General features: G+C 38.5%; 13 protein-coding genes. All 13 read right to left on the bottom strand.

Annotation, left to right across the window (positions count from 1 at the left end):
- Positions 1–16: 16 nt before the first annotated feature.
- Entirely contained in the window at positions 17–1,312 is a 1,296-nt protein-coding gene (locus tag VRHSUH09_RS03240; RefSeq protein WP_105081362.1) for an AMP-binding protein, read from the bottom strand.
- A 1-nt stretch (position 1,313) separates the two neighbouring features.
- The gene (locus tag VRHSUH09_RS03235) at positions 1,314–2,420 is read right to left on the bottom strand and encodes a thiolase family protein (RefSeq protein WP_105081361.1); all 1,107 of its coding nucleotides are present in this window, start codon (positions 2,418–2,420) and stop codon (positions 1,314–1,316) included.
- A gap of 59 nt (positions 2,421–2,479) precedes the next feature.
- Entirely contained in the window at positions 2,480–2,992 is a 513-nt protein-coding gene (locus VRHSUH09_RS03230) for a biotin transporter BioY (RefSeq protein WP_009372087.1), read from the bottom strand.
- A gap of 8 nt (positions 2,993–3,000) precedes the next feature.
- The gene (locus tag VRHSUH09_RS03225) at positions 3,001–3,567 is read right to left on the bottom strand and encodes a hypothetical protein (protein WP_105081360.1); all 567 of its coding nucleotides are present in this window, start codon (positions 3,565–3,567) and stop codon (positions 3,001–3,003) included.
- Positions 3,568–3,808: 241 nt separating this feature from the next.
- Positions 3,809–4,672, bottom strand: a complete 864-nt coding sequence (gene galU / locus VRHSUH09_RS03220; protein ID WP_105081359.1) for a UTP--glucose-1-phosphate uridylyltransferase GalU — start codon at positions 4,670–4,672, stop codon at positions 3,809–3,811.
- 13 nt (positions 4,673–4,685) lie between these two features.
- Positions 4,686–6,239: an LptA/OstA family protein gene (locus tag VRHSUH09_RS03215; RefSeq protein ID WP_105081358.1), complete on the bottom strand. Its 1,554-nt coding sequence runs from the start codon at positions 6,237–6,239 to the stop codon at positions 4,686–4,688.
- A gap of 37 nt (positions 6,240–6,276) precedes the next feature.
- The gene (locus tag VRHSUH09_RS03210) at positions 6,277–7,389 is read right to left on the bottom strand and encodes a hypothetical protein (RefSeq protein ID WP_054747696.1); all 1,113 of its coding nucleotides are present in this window, start codon (positions 7,387–7,389) and stop codon (positions 6,277–6,279) included.
- 108 nt (positions 7,390–7,497) lie between these two features.
- Positions 7,498–7,944 carry a hypothetical protein gene (locus tag VRHSUH09_RS03205; RefSeq protein WP_054747695.1) on the bottom strand — a complete coding sequence of 149 codons (447 nt, stop codon included), beginning with the start codon at positions 7,942–7,944 and terminating at the stop codon, positions 7,498–7,500.
- Between the two features lie 261 nt (positions 7,945–8,205).
- Complete coding sequence (gene hypE / locus VRHSUH09_RS03200) at positions 8,206–9,213, bottom strand: hydrogenase expression/formation protein HypE (RefSeq protein ID WP_105081357.1); 1,008 nt, start codon at positions 9,211–9,213, stop codon at positions 8,206–8,208.
- 1 nt (position 9,214) lies between these two features.
- On the bottom strand, positions 9,215–10,333 hold the full coding sequence (gene hypD / locus VRHSUH09_RS03195; protein WP_105081356.1) for a hydrogenase formation protein HypD: 1,119 nt from the start codon (positions 10,331–10,333) through the stop codon (positions 9,215–9,217).
- Positions 10,293–10,544 carry a HypC/HybG/HupF family hydrogenase formation chaperone gene (locus VRHSUH09_RS03190; protein ID WP_009351428.1) on the bottom strand — a complete coding sequence of 84 codons (252 nt, stop codon included), beginning with the start codon at positions 10,542–10,544 and terminating at the stop codon, positions 10,293–10,295. The genes hypD and VRHSUH09_RS03190 overlap by 41 nt, the downstream gene beginning before the upstream one ends.
- Positions 10,545–10,714: 170 nt before the next feature.
- Entirely contained in the window at positions 10,715–12,997 is a 2,283-nt protein-coding gene (hypF, locus tag VRHSUH09_RS03185; protein WP_105081355.1) for a carbamoyltransferase HypF, read from the bottom strand.
- A gap of 35 nt (positions 12,998–13,032) precedes the next feature.
- Positions 13,033–14,442: a thioether cross-link-forming SCIFF peptide maturase gene (scfB, locus tag VRHSUH09_RS03180; RefSeq protein WP_009351413.1), complete on the bottom strand. Its 1,410-nt coding sequence runs from the start codon at positions 14,440–14,442 to the stop codon at positions 13,033–13,035.
- Positions 14,443–14,566: the final 124 nt, after the last annotated feature.

Raw genomic sequence — 14,566 nt, 5'->3', positions numbered from 1 at the left:
TTTAATAGAAAAACGATTACCCTTTATTATACCATTCTTTTAGTTTTCGTTTATCAACTTTTGAGCATTCCGTAAGGGGTATTATAGGAATTTCTAGTATTGCTTTTGGCCACTCCACTGAAGGTCTTTCATGATGAATGCATTCTATAATTTTACTTAATTCAGCATTATCCTCTAATACCACATAGGCAACAAAGTCTTCCCCGCGTATTTCATCATTAATTGTAATAACAGCCACTTCAGAAACGCCCTGTAAGGATTGTAAATATAATTCCATTTCGGGGATAGAAATTTTATAGCCCCCTTTATTGATCACATCACCTCGCCGCCCATTAAACATGAGATACCCATCGCTATCTATATAGCCACAATCATTTACAGTATATGTATCGGGAATGCCTTCAATATGATGCTTTGTAGTCACATAAATAACGCTGTTCTGCTCTGCAATCTTGACAGATGGAAAGGGTCTTCCCACAGTACCTTCTCTATCTAACCACTCTTTACCTGTACAATATGTTATATAGTTAAGTTCAGATGCACCATAATAGAGAATAAACTCCATATTCGGACATATTAGTTCTAACTGTTCCATCAACTGTCGATCCAGTACTTGAGAGCCTCCGATGATATAGTTAATACAGTCTAGTTTACTTTTGCAATGACGTACTAATAATCGTAATTTTGTTGGCAGTGCATATATATGGTCCACATGATATTTATCAATAAGCTGTATCCATCGAATTGGACGCAACGAACTCGTTGTAATAACGGTTCCACCAGACCATAGCACAGCGACAACCATATTACTAACACCTGTGAAGCTAAAGCTACCATGTAAGAAGATTTTTGTATCTTTGTTTATATAAAAGATATTGTTTTGAATATCAAAGAACTCTCGCCACGAGCTCTCACTGCGCCACAAAGGTTTGGGGCGCCCCGTAGTTCCAGAGGTAAGGACACCAAAGTCTGCAGATGTAGGAACGCCTTCAACACTTATAATCCGAGCTAGCTCATCGATATAAGCCACATCCATTTCATTATGGCACACCATGGAGATATACCCTTTATATAACCCCCATAACCACTGTAATAATTGTTCTACAAAAGAGAGACTCTGAATTAAGAGTACCTTATTTTTCTGACCATCATTAAACTGATCTAAATTAATTATTCTACTTGTATTGTTAAACTCCATAGAGATAATAGCATCATATAGCTGACCATATGTATACTGTTCCTCATCAACTATGAGAGCAATTTTATATGGTTGTAAGTCTTTATGTTGTTGCAAGCGTTCAATGATTGTCATATTACATACGCTCCATAATCAAAGCTGTACCTGTACCGCCTGCGCCTGCAATGGCACATAAACCATATCTACCATTACACGATTCTAGGGCTGCCATACAATGAAGTACTAAAATAGCACCAGAACAACCATACGGATGTCCATACGCCAACGCACCGCCTAACGTATTATATTTTTCCATATGATTCGGATACGCCTTATTAAAAAGCACATCGATGATGGCAAAGGCTTCGTTCCATTCCACTACGTCTATATCATCCATAGTTAAGCCAGTCAGCTTTAAAATAGCTTCAGTACTTTCTAATGCTCCTTCTGGACTAAACTGAGGATTTCCAGCCCAAGGCATAACACTATGTATTCTAAAGGGTCCCTTTGTATTAGATACGTATACAAATGCCGCTCCATCATGGGTTAAACAAGCATTGCCTGCATTTGTAATGGAATTAGGACCCAATAAAGGCTTCATCCTAGACAAGAGTTTCTCGTTCATCTTAGGACGAATACATTCGTCTACACAAACTTTGCCATCTAGCGTAATGGGCATAATATAAGACTGTAAATGTGGATTATCTAAAGCTCCAAAAGCACGTCGATGACTGTTAATAATGTAGGGATATAAATCTTCCTTCGTTATATTATGCTTATGTATCGTTCGCTCAGCCCCTTCAAGCATAGCTAAAGGAGACCGATCTTCAGGGGTAAATTGAGCTACCTTATATAAACCTTCTCGATCATCTCTAGCTGCATAGATTCGATCGGGTTGTAAGGAGGAGCTTTCAATACCACCAGCAATAGCAGCATCCATAACACCTGATGCAATGTGCGTATAGGCCATTTCAATACTCATTAAAGCTGATGCACATTGCATATCTACGGTAATAGCAGGAACAGAATTCGGTAAATTACACATTAGTCCCATAAGACGACCAATATTACCACCAGTGCCAACTGCGTTGCCACAAAAGATTCCATCTACTTGTGAAATAGCATGCCGTCTGACTAATTCGTTAATAAGTTGAGCCCCTAACATTTCAGGTCTCATATGTTTATATTGTCCATTTAAAACGCCAATAGGGCTGCGAAGGCCGTCGTGAATATATACTGACATATGAACTCCTTATATTAAAATAAAAGAGGCATCCCTAGGAATGCCCCTTTTATTAGGTTCTAAATTTTAATTTTAGTTGCTAACCAAGAAGCAACGAGACATTTTACAATGTCCCCTGGAATGAATGGGAACATTACTACTGGCAACGCTGCCCAAAGTTCTGTTTTTGTAACTATCATAAAGCCTGCCACACCAAATAGGTATACTACAGGAATTGTAATTACAATAGAACGCCATGCATAAGAGAAAAAGCTCTTCTTAGAACCTTTAAATACACTTAATAATGTATAAGCTATTGGCCAAGAGAAGATAAAGCCCCCTGTAGGCCCTAATAATTTACCAAGACCAGCTGTACCACCAACAAATACTGGTAAACCTACAGCACCAAGTAAAACATAAATGATAAATACAATAAATGCATCTTTTGGTTGTAACAGCAAACCAGTTAATGTAGCCACCAAAGTCAATGCCGTTACCATGGCTGGACTAAATGGCAAAGGAAAAGAAATATATGCTGAAATACATAATAAGGCTGTTAATAAAGCCATTTTTGTTAAACGTCTTGCTTCCATAATTACCTCTAACTAATAGATCTTTGTTTCAAAGATGTTGAATCTTCATTTTCACCAAAAAAAGTAGCAGAAAATACCAATGTATCACCTACATAACCTTCTACATGAGCATCCTCAGGGACTTCCACTAAGGTCACCATATCCTCTGCAATGACAGGGGCATGAAAGTAAATCGCCATTTGCAGCGCAGATTTACTAATATTCCAATAATTCCACAATGTTTCAAGAATCATGCACCCAGGTACGACATAAGGAGCCTCTCGATGAATTGGATTCGTGTCATTAATATCATTCACGAATTGTACTATATCATTCTTAGAGAACGATATAGCGCCACTGATTTCCTCTTGATGTACGGTAGTGCGAATGCTAAATTGTTTCGGCACTGGACGTAAATCAACCATCAAGAATCCCGATTTGTCCATAATACCAATAGTCGTAGTTTTAGCAACTTGAGATACTATCTTACATATAGTTTCATCACTACCGGAAGAATCATAATGCATATGCTTAATAACGCTATGACCTGGTAGATCTAAGTCATTATTACATAATGCTTTAAATAATGTTCTCATATAATCACAGTCCTTTATTCATTCAATAAATTGATTATAATCAACATCATTTCATTCGTCAACAAAAGTCATTATCCATTTGTTAACAAATATAAAATAATATATCTTTATTAGCTAAATATACTAGAAGAACAAAAAGAACCCATGATTGAACCGCACCTCCAAAATTGGACACAATTTTTGGAGGTGCAGTTCATGATATATCATAGGTTCTTTTATAATGTTAAATCTTATAGATTTATTATTTAAAATCTAGCTCTTTTAAATATGCCTTGAAGTTTTCACCTAACTCTTCGTTGCGCAATGCATACTCAACAGTAGCTTTCAAATAACCTAATTTATCACCTGTATCATAGCGAATGCCTTCATAGGCCAATGCATAGGTGTCAGTCTTAGAAGCTGCTAAGGCATCCGTTAATTGAACTTCATTACCTACGCCAGGTTTAGTGTTTTCCAAGATGTTAAAGATATCTGGTGTCAAGATATAACGACCTAATACAGCAAGTTGAGATGGAGCATCTTCTTGCTTAGGTTTTTCCACCAAGTTATCAACGCGATATAGGTTATCAGCTAAAGCCTCACCAGATACGATACCATATGAGCTAACTTTATCTTCAGGGACAAATTGAGCCCCTAAGATAATACCAGGATGCTCATTATAGCAATCAATTAATTGCTTTAAACATGGATTTTCTGGGTTATAAACAATATCATCACCAAGTAATACTGCAAATGGTTCATCACCAATAAATGCTTTAGCACACAATACAGCATCACCAAGACCGCGAGGTGCTTTTTGACGAATAAAGTGAACCTTAATATCCGCTAAATCCTTAATCATGGCCAATTGTTTGTTTTTACCTTGGCTTTGTAACAATAATTCTAATTCAACACTACTATCGAAATGGTCCTCAATGGCGCGTTTATTACGACCTGTGATGATTAGGATCTCTTCAATACCAGAATCCAAGGCTTCTTTCACAATATACTGGATAGCAGGAGTATCCACAATAGGAAGCATTTCCTTTGGTTGTGCTTTAGTAGCTGGTAAGAAACGTGTGCCAAAACCAGCTGCTGGAATTACGGCTTTTCTAATGCGTTGCATAATAGTCTCCTAACTAAAAGTCTTTACCTACAAATTTAATCTTCCATTGATTATCTCTGTTTTTATGACCATCCTTATATGTTAAGTACATATCGAAGGAGTGTAAATCACGATGCCATGTGTAGTAGATAGAATCAATATCCCCACTCATCATATTATTTTTAACACTTACAGAAATATCATCTAGACGAGTTAATTTATAAGAGCCACCATAAATGAGCTCCTTAGGAAGCTCTGTCGTATCGAATCGATATGGAGAGTTATTGTAAGAAATATTTCTTTGATCATAGCTAACCCAGACATTTGCACGATTGCCAACTTTAGATTGGAATCTAGCCCCCCAATAAGGCATGCTACGAATAGAACCATCATAACCGTAGTAGTCGCGTTGGTAACCGCCTAAGAAGCGCAAATCTGCGTTTTTACCAAGTTTAATCGGATCGTGAGATACCTCAGCATAGTATTCTTTATGAGAACCTTTTACAGAATCCTCTTTCCAATAACCGACATTAACTCCACCACGTACAGTAATTGGAGATTGTGCTACATGGTACGTATGTGTATCTAAACGAACTTCACCAATCTTTTCAATCCATACAGTTTTATCATTATACTCATTGGATTCCTTGCTGTAACCAATAGAAGCAGTCCCCCAAGGTAAGTAATGACGATACCCAACCTGTGGTTTAAAGCCGGCTTTAGAATACCAGCGGTAATCAAGATAAGCTTCACCTCTCTTACCAATTGGATATTCAGTACTGCCATGTAAACCAATACCATTATCGCTATTATACGTAGGTTTTGGTATTAAAGAGAAAATACTAAATTTATTCTTTTTATCATGACGTAAAGAAGCGGTATAGGATGGCAAGGATAAAATTTTAAAGTTTTTGATATAGAAGGAAGGTTTTTTGATAACGACTTTATCGCCAGGATATACTTTAATGTCTTGCCCTTCTACACGGTAGTCCGGGGTATGTTTAAATGCCATCGCATGTTTTGTGGTAACCATGCCTTTTTCCATATGTCCAGTTTGACCATCAAAGGTTGCATTTTGTCCCTTTACATAATATGGATCGTTCCACCCCATCGCTTGGTCAGCTGTGAAATGACGGTCGCTAGTGCGATATGTCATATTTTGACCTGTAATATCCTTTGTTTTACCGCCATCTTCTAAGTAGTGATAGCCACCAACTGTACGGTACTCTGTAGTTTTCGTATTACCTTCAATACGAGGTGCCATCAAAGTTTGATTACCTTGAGTAACTACTACATCACCCTGTGCATATACATTACCTGTGGAACCATTATAAGACATTTTGTCTGCATCAATACGAGTAGGTAACTGCTCTGTAGGCTCAGCAGATTTTGCCTTTTCACCACGACGTACAACACGGATATTGCTATGTTCAGGTGTAGATGCTTTAGAGATTTCCCCAGCATAAGATTGGCCTACGCTATCCAATTGATCTTGATATACCGTGGTTGACTCCGTAGCGGCCCATACAGGTTGTGCTAAACAAAACACACATGCCGCTGCTAGCCATTGTACTTTACGTTTCCTCATGGTTACTAGAACTCCTCTTGCTTTAAGAATTTGTTAATTATTGATTGCGTTTTACAACAACGATAGGTTGAGAGACATTTTCTACTACTTCTTCTGGTTCTTCAACTTCAGTAGTTTCTTCAACTACAGCTTCATTTTCTTCAGTACCATTGTTTTCAACATATTCCTCAGTTTCACCAGTTGCATTTGGCACAGTTACTGCATCAGCTAATTCATCATCGCTATGCGCTAAACCGTCACCACCGATAACAAGACCTTGAATAGTTACAGAGTCTTGTGGTTGTACATAGATTGTAGAACCAGCTGGATACTCTATATTTTTCCCCTTAACGAATGCACCGCCAACAAGACCAACAGGTCCAAGTAAAACTGCACCAGCTACGGAAGCGCCAGCCGCTTTTACTTCACTACGAGTTTTGTCTTTAGCTTCTTTACCTTGTACAGCAGTGAATTCTGTGCCATCGATAGCAGGAATAGTATCAAATGTAATATCTAAGGCACCATTACGACCAAAGGAACGTGCCTTTTTCAAGGACGTAATCGTACCAGATCCTACAGTACCAGCAGGAACTAACAATACATTGCCATCCATTACATTTTCAGCCACAGTGAAGGATATAGTATCGCCTTCATGACTTGTTTTAGAAGAAACAGCATCATTTAAAGTTACTTTAAATACTTGGTCACCTGCCAATGTGCCTACTTGGTTAGTAAGAGTTACATTGCTACCATATACTTTAGTTTTTAAAGAAACAATACGCTTTTGTAAAGAGCCACTACCGATACGACCATTTACGCTACGTTCCATTTTCTCTACACGATCAACAAGAGAGCCTGCGTTAATGCTATTTTGATACGTATATTCTAATGCGTCCATTTCTTCACGCAAAGAAATATTTGTACCACTACCTTCTACGGAGTTATAGAGTGTATCAACACGTTTACTCAATGTCGCAGAGTTTCCATTGAAACCAGTACCATACACGGTTTCGTCAAGTTGATTAATGCGGTCCACTACGGCACCATCTTGTACAGAACCATATACAGTAGTTTCCAAAACATGTGTTTTCTCTGTTACTGTACCAGGAGCAGCAAATGCAGTGCCTGAAATTAGGGATGCCATTAAAAGTGTAAGTACTTGCTTCTTCATAAATTCCTCCACAACGTATCTAATGTATAACTGTTATACAACAGAATAAGCACGGGCCTAAGACCGTGCTTATTCCCTGAGTCTACTATTTTATATGCTCAGTGGCCATTAAATTTTCAAATCAATAATCGCAGATACACCTACGCCTTGCACACGAGATGCACCAACTGGGTTTGTGCTATCAACAGGAACTAAACCTTTAACACGAACCATGCCGTTAAAGCTACCTTCTACTTGAGCAACCGCTTTAACTTCTTCAATGCTAGATGCAGGACCAGTAACTTGAGCAGCACCAATATAACCTTTTGTACCGATACTAATAATAGGTACTACTTTGGTTGTATATTCTGTGCTTAAGTTATTTTGTTTCAATAATTTATTTAAGAAAGTGTCAATTTGAGGACCGAATTTGTTAATAACAATACCGATGCCGCCAATTTTAGCTGCACCGCCAAGAATACTGCTTAAGCCGCCAGCTTGAGTAGTCAAAATGCCACCAAATGCAGTTGTAGTTAAACAAATCCCTAGAACAGCTGTAATAATTTTCTTTTTCATAATAAGCCTCCTATAGATACTTATATTTTAACAAATTCTATACATAGATTCTAGTGAAAGTATAAGAACTTACACATAAAGATACCAATATTGTATAAAAACACGATGAACGAGTAGTGAATTTTATACAACTTAATTTAATGCTATCATCACAGCGCGATACTGTCAATATCTAATAGAACTAAACTTAAAAAGCATCAAATATCACAAAAAAGAAAGAAATTATATATATTAATTAAATTATTATTTCTAGTTATAGAGCTAACAAATACGTGGCACTTGATCCTCACCTAATAAATCGACTAGACGAACACCGCCAATAGCTGTTTGCAATCCTACTTTACCAATATTTTTATCTAAGGTTTTACCAATGAGAACTGCTTCTTTTCCTTCTTCAAAACCATGTAAAACTTGAAGAACTTGGTCGGTAATCTCTGGTTCAACTACTAAAACGACTTTACCTTCATTCGCTAAATATAGTGGGTCATAGCCTAGAATATCACAAACAGACTGTACTTCATCGTGAACGGGAATCGCCGTTTCTTCAACCTTAATCCCTACTTGACTTTGATCTGCAATTTCTTTTAACACAGTGCCTAAGCCACCTCTTGTAGGATCTCTCAACAAGGCAACTTGAGATCCTACTTTATCAAGCACCGCATGAACCATCTTATTTAAAGGCGCGCAATCTGTTTTTAAAGAATCAGATAAATCTAAACCAAATCGCTGTCCCATAACGGCAATGGAGTGATCTCCAATAGCTCCAGATAAGATAATATCCATGCCCGCTTTTACGCGATGCGGTCCAATATCTATCCCGTCTGGAATCATACCAATACCAGCAGTATTAATATAGATTTTATCGACTTCACCTTTTTTTACAACCTTTGTGTCACCAGTAACGATTTGTATATTTGCAGCCTTGGCCATCTCTGCCATGGTACGAAGAATTTCATCTAATTCCTCAAAGGCAAGGCCTTCCTCCAAAATGAGGCCACAGCTTAAATATTGTGGAACTGCCCCATTCATGGCAAGGTCATTAACGGTACCACATACTGCGAGTTTACCAATATTTCCACCAGGGAAAAATGCTGGTTGTACTACATATGAGTCCGTAGAGAATGCCATGCGCCCTGCTGTAACAGGAAATTGAGCCCCATCGTGTAAAGGGGCCAATAAATCATTAGTAAAATATTTCAAAATAAAACGCTCTGTCAATTCATGACTGAATCGACCGCCATTACCATGGACTAAGCGAACTCGTTCCATATTAATCCTCCCACGTCGATCCACCACTGGAATATCCATATTTGTACCAAGCAGCACAACTACCTTCTACAGAGACCATACAAGCCCCTACGGGATGATCCGCAGTACAACTTTTACCAAATAATGGACATTCACTTGGTTTAATAAGGCCTTGCAAAACTCGTCCACATTGACACCCTTTTGGATCAAGGGATGGTTTCTCTAGCTCAATGGGTAGCGCACGCTCAGCATCATAAGCGGCATACTTATCTTTTAAAGCCAAGCCAGAGTTTGGAATAATACCAATACCACGCCATGCATCATCACATATGTCGTAAACTTCCTTCATCATAGCTTGAGCCACAGGATTCCCCTTCTGCATAACTACAGAATGGTACGTATTACCCACAACAATATTACCAGTTTTTCGTTGCTCTAAAATATTAGCAATAGCAGACAGAATTTCTAAGCCGTCAAAGCCAGCGATACAAGAGGGAATACCATATTCTTCAGGTAAGAAACCATATGGTTCTTCGCCAATAATAACACTCACATGGCCCGGCAAGATAAAGCCGTCAATATGGCCTTCTTGTCTATCTAGTAAAGCCCGCAAAGCAGGTGGTACTAATTTATGAGATACGAGGAAGAAAACATTCTTTAGTCCTGCCTCGTGAACAGCTTTCACAGTAGCACAAATGACTGCTATAGTCGTTTCAAAGCCAATAGCTAAAAAGACTATTTTCTTTTCTGGATGTTTTTTGCTTAATTCTATCACCTCTAAAGGTGTATAGATTACATGGATATGAGCCCCCTTAGTTTGAGCTTCACTGAGGCTGCTATAACTACCAGGAACCTTTAACATGTCCCCAAAGGTAGCAATAATAGTATCCTCACGTTCGGCATAGGCTAATGCCTTATCCATATATGTTTGATCCGTTACACATACAGGACATCCTGGTCCACTAACAAGTTCAATGCCACTTGGCAAGAGTTGACGAAGACCTTCTCGAAAAATCGACACTGTATGTGTGCCACACACCTCCATAAGCCGCACAGTTTCGCCGGGTTCATGAAGTGCATTGATACGTTTTAACAATGTATCAGCTGTGTTCTGCTTTTCCTGCAAAGTAAGCTTCTTCAAGTTCTTCTAACTCCTTAAAGGCCTCTAATGTTTTTTGAGCCTCTTCTTCATCAACAATTTGTACTGCAAAACCTGCATGAACTAATAGCCAGTCCCCTACCTTTGCTTCTGGTACGAGGAGCAAGCTACAATCCCGTGTAGCACCCGTCAATTCAACAGTGCCAATAGCATCATTCACAGCAATTAATCGGGCTGGTACAGCTAAGCACATACGATCTCCTTATCTTTATTTCTAATAACACTCGTTTATATAGTAAAAAAATCACTTTAATCAGAAGTTTTTCAAAAAATCTTCCTCAGAATATATAAATATATCTAATATGATTGTATCACAATTGCAAACATTATTTAGTGATAGCCGCTACAAATAGCTCAGCCTAACTATCGGATTTGACTCCCAAGCCATAATTGGCCTAAAGCAAGTCCTCCATCATTAGCTGGTACAGCTTCATTCATATATAAATTGCCTACATGCCATGTACGATAGATCAATTCTACTAATTTACGGTTCTGGAATACGCCACCTGATATAGCAGCATCACTAATTTTATAACGTTCCATTAAATCGGCTGCAGTTTCACAAACTGCAATAGCAATTGTTTTATGGAAAGATGCAGCTAGATGAGCACGCGATTTACCTTGTACAACGCCATCCATAATGGCTTGTACAGTAGGTGTAAAGTCTAGAACTTTCCCATCATAATTATAGTCAAGTAAAGAACCTTTTTCTTCGCCGCATAAGGCTTCTAAGGCAATGGTAATTTGTGCATCATATGTATGTATCATACCTAGCCCTAAGAGAGATCCTACAGCATCAAATAAACGACCACAACTAGTTGCTTGTATCATGGGCATTGTAGACTGTAATGCTTTATCTAGAATTTCCCAACCTTTCGGAAGATTTTCCATCCATGTTTGGTAAGCATAAGGAATATCATTTCCATAATAATTACGTATGTACCATAAGGCTTGACGCCAAGGTTCAGAGACAGCTTTTTCCCCACCTGGTAAAGGCGCCTCATGAATATGAGCTAATCGTTGATATTGATTGCCTTTACAGAGAAGAAACTCTCCTCCCCATATGGTTCCATCGGGACTATAACCAGTACCATCCATAGCAATGCCTAGTACAGGGCCTATCAAATTGTGTTCAGCCATAACAGAGGCTATATGTGCATGATGATGCTGAATAGTCACAACTGGTATTTGTGAGCTTTCACCAATATGTTCCCCTAAATGAGAGGAGAAAAATTGGGGATGACTATCTACAATGATTCTGTTAGGCTTTATGGAAAATAAATTTTCATAGCGATTAATCGTCCACTCTAGCGTTTCATGGGTAGATGCATTTTCTAGGTCACCAATATGAGGCCCTATTAAAATTTCATTCCCTTTATTGAGGGCAAAAGCGTTTTTTAAATCACTGCCCATAGCCAGTATCGGTGTCGCCTCTATACTTTCACAATGAATCGGCTCAGGTACGTAGCCACGACTGCGACGAATAAAGCGTGGTTTATTATTGATAACCATCACTACAGAATCATCAAGAGGTGCGTAGATTTCACGATTATGAACGAGAAAATAATCTGCTACCTCACCTAGCTCATTAAACGCTTGGTCATCGTTATATAATACGGGATCACCGCTTCTGTTACCACTAGTCATAACCCAGGCTGCATCAGAGGGTAATAAGACCTCGTGCATCGGTGTATACGGCAACATTACGCCTAGCATATGATTATCAGGTGCTACGTGAGAACTTAAACGGACAGAGCTATTATGATTTCTTTCTAATAGCACAATAGGACGTTCCATCCCCGTCAATACATCTAGTTCTACATCGCTAATTTGAACTAACTCTATAGCTGTATCTAATGAACCAACCATAATAGCTAATGGCTTATGAGGCCTATTCTTACGCTTCCGTAAGCGTTGTACAACCGCGTCATTTCGTGCATCGCATACAAGATGATAGCCACCTACCCCTTTTATAGCGATAATGCTACCTTCATTGATCAATTCACGCGTTGTATTCCATACATTTACCGTATCTACAGCCGTGCGATTTGGCTTGTATAAAGTATAACGAGGACCACAATGAGAGCATGCATTTGGTTCAGCTCTATACCGACGCCCCTCTATATCTTCATACTCAGCTAGACAAGCTTCACACATGGGAAACTCGTTCATCGTCGTTCGTTCCCGGTCATAGGGCAACGATTTGATTATCGTATATCGTGGTCCACAATTTGTGCAATTGACAAAAGAATATTCCTGTCTTCGCTTATCATGTTGTAACTCTTTAAGGCAATCTTCACAAGGCGCCGTGTCTGCACTGATAAACGTACTAACATCTTCTCCTAATGGAGATGGTTCAACGGAAAATGTAGTTTCCTCATCTTTTATAGTAAGCGGCTGCACTGTTTGACTAGTGATACGGCATAAACGAGGTTGCTCTTCTTGAATAGCATCTAAAAATAGTTGTAATGCTCCTAGAGGACCTTGTATTTCAACATATACACCGTGACTATCATTATATACAATACCAGTTAATCCTAGAGAATGGGCACACATAGAAACAAGGGGCCGGAATCCGACCCCTTGAACTATACCGGTATAGCGAATTCCCCAGCGTTCTATAGTTTGATTACTATTTTCTTTCATATGAACTCCTACTATACTCGGAGAATAATTGATAATTAACCTAAAGCGACAGGAATACTACCATCGATACCCGCTTGTTCCAACTCAGCTTGGATCATGATGGCACATTCAATACGTTTCTTTTGTAGACGACAACCAAATTCATACGGTGTTTCTAAGTCGCCACCTAATGTAATATTGTTAGCATGACAACCACCAGAACAGAAGAATTTAGCCCAACATTCAGCACATGTTGGTTTTGAGAATACATGGGTGTTACGGAAATCTTTAGGGATTTCTGTATTTTGCAAGCCCTCATACACATTACCAATTACGAAACCGTCTTTACCAACAAATTGATGACATGGGTAAATATCACCATTTGGAACAATTGCCATATATTCATGACCAGCACCACAACCACGAAGACGTTTTGCCATACATGGACCGCGGTACAAATCCATACGGAAGTGGAAGAAGTTAAACTTCTCACCCCAACCTTCTAATTGACGTTCCAAATAGATATCTGCCAATTTTTCATATTCTTTTTCAAGTGCTGGCCAATCTTCTTCACGAAGAACATAGTCCCCTTCTTCGCCTACAACAGGCTCCATGGACAAATGTTCAAAACCAAGATCAGACATAGCCATAACATCTTTAGTAAAGTCTAAGTTTTTATGCGTATATGTACCACGCACATAGTATTCTAAACCATGACGTTGTTTTACGGCATTGATAAGGTTTTTAGCAATATATTTATAAGACTCGGCACCACTACCTGCTACTGGTCGCATTGCATTATGCACGGATTCACGACCGTCCAAGGATAATACAAGACTCAACTTATGCTCGTTTACATAGTCAATTTTATCTTGTGTTAAAAGCATGCCGTTCGTAGTTAATGTAAGCTTAAAGATTTTATTGTGCTGTTCTTGAATGGACTCAATGTATTCAACGGTTTGTTTAACAACATCCCAGTTCAATAGCGGTTCACCACCAAAGAAGTCTATTTCACAATGTTGACGAGGACCACTCATTTTAATGAGAAAATCTACCGCCCGTTTTGCTACATCAAAACTCATTAACTCACGTTTTACACCGCCGTAATCACCTTGACTAGCAAAGCAATATTTACATGCTAAGTTACAATCATGAGCAATATTAAGACATAAAGCCTTAACGATAGGCTTTTCACCTACTACAAGTTTAAATTCTGTACTCATTGGAGCAAATAATTGTTCTGCTTTAATGAGCTCATCTAACTCGTCCATAATCTCATCGAGTTCTACTGCATCTTCTTTAGCATCTAACGCAGCATGTACAGCATCGCGATTGGTGCCATCATATATGTCAAGAACTCTATCGATGAGTTCGTCGATAACGTGAATAATACCGCTATTTACATCTAAGCAGTAGTAGTTATCCTTCATCCGAAACTTATGGATCATTGGTTTTAATTCTAACATGGTACCTCCAATTGATATGTATGGTAAAAGTTCTAGTATATAGAACTTTCTAGATAATTGTACCACATTTCTAACGTAAAGGTTATGAAAAGAGTCATAAAGATATACCATACAAGGTATGTAT

Source organism: Veillonella rogosae JCM 15642 (assembly GCF_002959775.1).
GTDB lineage: Bacteria > Bacillota > Negativicutes > Veillonellales > Veillonellaceae > Veillonella > Veillonella rogosae.
Note: the sequence above shows the minus strand (reverse complement) of the source record. Positions and strands in the feature narration are given on the sequence as shown.

Bases quoted from the DNA above. Each gene is read 5' to 3' on its own strand.
- VRHSUH09_RS03215 (WP_105081358.1), bottom strand. From the start codon at position 6,239: ATGAGGAAACGTAAAGTACAATGGCTAGCAGCGGCATGTGTGTTTTGT.
- VRHSUH09_RS03205 (WP_054747695.1), bottom strand. From the start codon at position 7,944: ATGAAAAAGAAAATTATTACAGCTGTTCTAGGGATTTGTTTAACTACA.
- hypE (WP_105081357.1), bottom strand. From the start codon at position 9,213: ATGGAACGAGTTCGCTTAGTCCATGGTAATGGCGGTCGATTCAGTCAT.
- VRHSUH09_RS03210 (WP_054747696.1), bottom strand. From the start codon at position 7,389: ATGAAGAAGCAAGTACTTACACTTTTAATGGCATCCCTAATTTCAGGC.
- VRHSUH09_RS03190 (WP_009351428.1), bottom strand. From the start codon at position 10,544: ATGTGCTTAGCTGTACCAGCCCGATTAATTGCTGTGAATGATGCTATT.
- galU (WP_105081359.1), bottom strand. From the start codon at position 4,672: ATGCAACGCATTAGAAAAGCCGTAATTCCAGCAGCTGGTTTTGGCACA.
- VRHSUH09_RS03240 (WP_105081362.1), bottom strand. From the start codon at position 1,312: ATGACAATCATTGAACGCTTGCAACAACATAAAGACTTACAACCATAT.
- VRHSUH09_RS03230 (WP_009372087.1), bottom strand. From the start codon at position 2,992: ATGGAAGCAAGACGTTTAACAAAAATGGCTTTATTAACAGCCTTATTA.
- VRHSUH09_RS03235 (WP_105081361.1), bottom strand. From the start codon at position 2,420: ATGTCAGTATATATTCACGACGGCCTTCGCAGCCCTATTGGCGTTTTA.
- VRHSUH09_RS03225 (WP_105081360.1), bottom strand. From the start codon at position 3,567: ATGAGAACATTATTTAAAGCATTATGTAATAATGACTTAGATCTACCA.
- scfB (WP_009351413.1), bottom strand. From the start codon at position 14,442: ATGTTAGAATTAAAACCAATGATCCATAAGTTTCGGATGAAGGATAAC.
- hypF (WP_105081355.1), bottom strand. From the start codon at position 12,997: ATGAAAGAAAATAGTAATCAAACTATAGAACGCTGGGGAATTCGCTAT.